At 46.5% G+C, this 4,800-nt stretch carries 6 protein-coding genes; 4 read left to right on the forward strand and 2 right to left on the reverse strand.

What is annotated here, in order from left to right:
* The 4 genes from WBA23_RS24725 to WBA23_RS24740 form a co-directional block, all read left to right on the forward strand.
* Positions 1 to 224, forward strand: a 224-nt coding sequence (locus WBA23_RS24725; RefSeq protein ID WP_424584952.1) for a hypothetical protein, incomplete at its 5' end; no start/stop codon positions are given.
* Positions 225 to 242: 18 nt separating this feature from the next.
* On the forward strand, positions 243 to 815 hold the full coding sequence (locus WBA23_RS24730; RefSeq protein WP_424584953.1) for a hypothetical protein: 573 nt from the start codon (positions 243 to 245) through the stop codon (positions 813 to 815).
* Positions 816 to 857: 42 nt separating this feature from the next.
* Positions 858 to 1,973 carry a phytase gene (locus tag WBA23_RS24735; RefSeq protein WP_424584954.1) on the forward strand — a complete coding sequence of 372 codons (1,116 nt, stop codon included), beginning with the start codon at positions 858 to 860 and terminating at the stop codon, positions 1,971 to 1,973.
* A gap of 132 nt (positions 1,974 to 2,105) precedes the next feature.
* Positions 2,106 to 2,759: a Uma2 family endonuclease gene (locus tag WBA23_RS24740; RefSeq protein WP_424584955.1), complete on the forward strand. Its 654-nt coding sequence runs from the start codon at positions 2,106 to 2,108 to the stop codon at positions 2,757 to 2,759.
* 19 nt (positions 2,760 to 2,778) lie between these two features.
* Here the strand turns inward: WBA23_RS24740 and WBA23_RS24745 are convergent, their stop codons facing one another.
* Entirely contained in the window at positions 2,779 to 4,374 is a 1,596-nt protein-coding gene (locus WBA23_RS24745; RefSeq protein ID WP_424584956.1) for a peptide chain release factor 3, read from the reverse strand.
* A gap of 71 nt (positions 4,375 to 4,445) precedes the next feature.
* Entirely contained in the window at positions 4,446 to 4,736 is a 291-nt protein-coding gene (locus WBA23_RS24750; protein ID WP_424584957.1) for a YciI family protein, read from the reverse strand.
* Positions 4,737 to 4,800: the final 64 nt, after the last annotated feature.

The following is a 4,800-nucleotide window of genomic DNA, read 5'->3' on the forward strand; positions in this document are numbered from 1 at the left end:
TCAGTGAAGTGGGCGGCGCCCCCGAAGAAGATGTGTACGTAGCCGACCGTCTGCAACTGGATGCCAACATCAACTACTCAGTCAGTAATCAGGTACAGTTTTTTGCCGAATTTCTTAACCTAACCAACCAGCCCTTTGAAGTATACCAAGGCGAAGAAAGCACCGTCATTCAGCGGGAGTTCTATTCTTGGTGGTCTAGAGTAGGCGTAAAAATCAATCTTTAAACTTTTCAATTCCTTATCATGAAAAATTATCTGATTATACTTATCGCTATTAGCTTGCTACTGGCCTGTACTCGCCGGGATGAAGATGTAGTAGAACCGGTTATGTCCGAGGACTTTCCTCAAGTTATTCTCTTCGATGATGAGGAAGGCAGCGTAGCTGAAGATGGCGATCAAGTTGAACTGGTCATTACGCTAGCCGATCGTTTTGATCCCAGCGGTGAGGAACTGGGCGGAGTTAAAACCCCTCTGGAACAAGCCGTTACACTTGATTTCAACATCCAGGATTTGGAAGGCTTCAGCGACTTATCCAATTACCTGCTAGGTGCTCAGGCGTATCAGGAAAGCGATGAAGGGCAAAGTAATGATCTGCTCACTAGTATTAATCTGGCTAGTGGCTCGGGGCAATTGACGTTTCCGGTGGGAGCCGAAGAAGTAGCATTGATCTTACTTCTGGACGAAGATTTCTTTAACGACGAAGTAGAAAACGACACTCGTGGTTTTAGCGTGATTCTGTCAGGTAGTGAAACTGAATCTCTTAAAATATTGGATCTGCCCTTCGTGCTGGAGGTAGAAGACGACGATGCGCCCTAAGGTGGTGCGCTAATTATTTGATAAGAAAATCAATCTACGTTTATGATAAACTACAACCGTCCGTGTACCTACCTGCTTTTGTTAACTGTAGCTACGGGAGCTTGCCAATCAGCTTCGCAAGATAATCAGCCGCCAATATCCGATACCACTGCGGTAGCGCAGGTACTTGAACCCCACTTCGTGACCGACCCGACCCGCCACGACACCGATGATCCCGCCGTATGGATCAATTTTAAAGACCCGTCACAAAGCCTAATTATCGGTACCGACAAAGACCAAGATGGAGCACTGTATGTCTACAATTTGGAGGGAAAAATACAGGAAGAAAAAGTAGTCAGGAATCTGCAACGCCCCAACAACGTGGATGTGGAATACGGACTGATGCTGGACAATACATCTACCGATATTGCCGTGACCACCGAACGGTTTACTCATAAGCTACGCATTTTTGCGCTACCCAATATGCAGCCAGTAGATGGTGGTGGCATCCCCGTATTTAAGGGTGAAAGCGGTGAAGAGTACCGCGACTTGATGGGTATCGCCCTATACAAACGATCATCGGACGGTGAGGTGTTCGCGATTGTTGGACGAAAAAATGGCCCTACCGATGGGACCTACCTCTGGCAGTACCGCTTGTACGACAACGGTAGCGGGCAGGTAGCCGCCGAACTGGTTCGGAAGTTCGGACAATTTAGCGGTCAAAAGGAGATAGAGGCCATTGCAGTAGATGATAGCCTAGGCTACGTATATTATTCCGACGAGACCGTAGGCGTGCGACAGTACTACGCTGACCCGAATGCGGGGAATGAAGAGTTAGCTTTATTTGCCAACGAAGGGTTTGCGGCCGACCGGGAAGGCATTTCCATTTATTATCAAAGCGATAGCAGCGGCTATATTTTAGTTTCTGATCAAGATGCAGGGCAGTTTCACGTGTACGCCCGACACGGCCGAGAAGGCGACCCTACCGATCATCCGCTACTGGCGGTATTGCCTCTATCTACTCAATCTAGCGATGGCTCAGAAACAGTTAGCCATTCGTTGCCCCCGCATTTTCCTTCCGGTCTGTTCGTCGCTATGTCCGAAGATAAAACTTTTCAGTTGTACCAGTGGAAAAATCTTCATGAGATGATAGAACAACAGCTTCCTTCATCACCGTAGGTAGTAACGGATTGGCTTATTGGCTATCTCACAAATGATTGCACCTATTCGGGGCAGCTTGCCAACTGGTGGATAATGCAACGAGATTAGTGATTTTTACGTATTTTTAGAAGTCTGCCTACCCGAGTTACTATGAAAGAAACGATTGTAGATGAAATTATGAACTCGCCCCGAGCACCTATGATTTTGGAAGAACTACAGCAAGCCTGGGCTGAGGAGCAAAACCGCCGTCAGCATTTCTACGAAGAAATGGATGAACAACAGAAGGTAGAATTTATTCGCGGAGAAGTTATTGTGCATTCACCTGCTAAAAAAAGGCACGTTGACGTTACCGGTCATCTAGTACAGTTGTTAAAAACATACTGTTATAAGCACGACTTAGGGTACGTTGGCTTTGAGAAGATTCTGATTCAGTTGACTCGCAACGATTTCGAACCTGACGTATGCTTCTTTAAAAATGAAAAAGCCCAAACATTTGAAGAAGATCAGCTATTCTTTCCCGCTCCTGACCTGGTTGTGGAAGTACTTTCATCGGGTACGCAGCACCGTGATAGAGGGGTGAAATTTGAAGATTATCAGCTACACGGTGTAGAGGAGTACTGGATTGTAGATGCCCAACAAAAAACGATAGAACAGTATTTACTAGAAGACCAACAGTACAAGTTGGCAATCAAATCCCACGACGGACATTTACAGAGTTCGGTGATTTCGGGGCTAACTTTTCCGATTCCGATCATCTTCGACGAAAGCGAGCTTATGAACTTTTTAAGCAAGCTATTTTCTTAATACCACAGCAAACTACTGATTAAAACTCCGAAGTAAAGTGGAACTGAATGTCGGGAAAGGTATCCTGCACCATTTGTAGCCAGGCTTTAGTCTCGGCCATAAATACATATTTGCCGTCTTTATCTTTGGCAATATGCCGCTCCTTAGAATCGATAAATTCTCGCAACTTTTTGGGGTCGTCGCTACTAATCCAGCAGGCTTTATGTAGGTTCAAAGATTGGAAGGTACAGCTGGCTCCGTACTCATTTTTTAGGCGGTGCTGAATAACTTCAAACTGAAGCGCGCCGACAGTGCCTACCACTTTTCGTGAGCCAAGTTCGTAGCTGAATAGCTGGGCTACGCCTTCATCCATCAACTGCGATAGTCCTTTATCCAACTGCTTGGTTTTCATCGCATCTTGATTAATTACCTCCTTAAACATCTCGGGCGAAAAGCTAGGAATTCCTTTGAAGGTACCTTCTTCTCCTTCGGTTAGCGTATCGCCGATTTTTAGATTACCAGTATCGTACAATCCAACAATATCACCGGGAAAAGCTTCGTCAATGATCTCCTTGTCCTGGGCCATAAACGCGGTTACGCTAGAGAACTTAAAGTTCTTCTTCAAGCGGGTGTGGTAGTAGGGCTTATTACGTTCAAATGTACCCGAGCAAATTCGGACGAAGGCAATACGGTTACGGTGGCGGGGATCAATATTGGCGTGAATTTTAAAGACAAACCCAGTGAATTTCTCTTCGGTAGGAGTGACTTCTCGCTCCTCAGTTTCCCGGCTCTTGGGGGGCGGGGCAATGTTTACAAAAGTATCCAGCATCTCCTTTACCCCAAAATTCTTAACTGCACTACCAAAGAATACCGGAGCTATTCTCCCGCTTAAGTAGCCTTCCATGTCAAATTCCGGGTACACTCCCGTAATCAGTTCTTCGTCTTCCCGCAGTTGCTTAGCAAAACCTTCGCCAACGTATTGGTCTAGCTCCGGGCTGTGAATATCGCTGATTTGTACGCCCTCATCTTGCAGCTTTTGCTTGCTAGGCTGAAAGAGGAACAGGCTTTTATTATACAAGCTATACACACCCTTAAACGACTTTCCCATACCGATAGGCCAGCTCAGGGGGCGTACCTGAATATCCAACTTGGCTTCAATCTCCTCCAGCAGATCGTAGGGGTCGCGGCCCTCGCGATCTAGTTTATTGATAAAAGCAATTACTGGAGTGTTCCGCATTCGGCAGACCTCCATTAACTTTTCGGTCTGAATCTCTACACCTTTCACACAGTCGATCACCATCACTACGCTGTCGACTGCGGTTAGGGTGCGGTAGGTGTCTTCGGCAAAGTCTTGGTGACCAGGGGTATCCAGCAAATTGATCTTGATCGGGTCGCCGCCGTTCTTGTACATAAAGCCCATTACAGAGGTAGCTACGGAGATACCCCGCTGCTTCTCAATCTCCATAAAGTCTGACGTAGCGTGACGGCTGATTTTATTGGACTTCACCGCTCCGGCCGTCTGAATGGCTCCACCAAACAGCAGCAGTTTTTCGGTCAACGTAGTCTTCCCCGCATCGGGGTGACTAATGATGCCGAACGTACGTCGCTTGGCTATTTCTTCGGTAAGTTTGCTCATATATTTTGTGCTCTGCGCTTATACGACAAAGGAAGCACAAAATTAGTTTCTAGCTGCTAGCTTTGAAAAGCTTAATCCAAATTAGCCAACCGAATGGGTTTAATCTTTATGTCAACCCACACTTCATTAAGCATGTACGGATCGTTATCAATAATTTCCTGCACCTCAGTTTCGGAGTCTGCCTGGTAGATAATTGTGGAACCGGTCATCTTTCCTTCGTCGTTGAGAAAAGCCCCGCCTTTGATTAGTTTTCCGGTTTGGTACAGCTTACGGGCGTAGGCCAGATGTTCTTCCCGCACATTCGTGCGCCGGTCTGATGCGGCTTCGTCGGTGCCGTCGTAGGCAATCAGTAGAAATTCCATAGGATTGAGTTTATGCTACGGTAAAGATAGGTGATTCAGGGTGGTCATCTACCTTAAATCGCTA

It is taken from the genome of Tunicatimonas sp., from assembly GCF_049647865.1.
Lineage (GTDB): Bacteria > Bacteroidota > Bacteroidia > Cytophagales > Cyclobacteriaceae > Tunicatimonas.

Excerpts from the sequence above, each read along its gene's own strand:
- WBA23_RS24750 (WP_424584957.1), bottom strand. The coding sequence starts at position 4,736 with ATGGAATTTCTACTGATTGCCTACGACGGCACCGACGAAGCCGCATCA.
- WBA23_RS24730 (WP_424584953.1), top strand. The coding sequence starts at position 243 with ATGAAAAATTATCTGATTATACTTATCGCTATTAGCTTGCTACTGGCC.
- WBA23_RS24735 (WP_424584954.1), top strand. The coding sequence starts at position 858 with ATGATAAACTACAACCGTCCGTGTACCTACCTGCTTTTGTTAACTGTA.
- WBA23_RS24740 (WP_424584955.1), top strand. The coding sequence starts at position 2,106 with ATGAAAGAAACGATTGTAGATGAAATTATGAACTCGCCCCGAGCACCT.
- WBA23_RS24745 (WP_424584956.1), bottom strand. The coding sequence starts at position 4,374 with ATGAGCAAACTTACCGAAGAAATAGCCAAGCGACGTACGTTCGGCATC.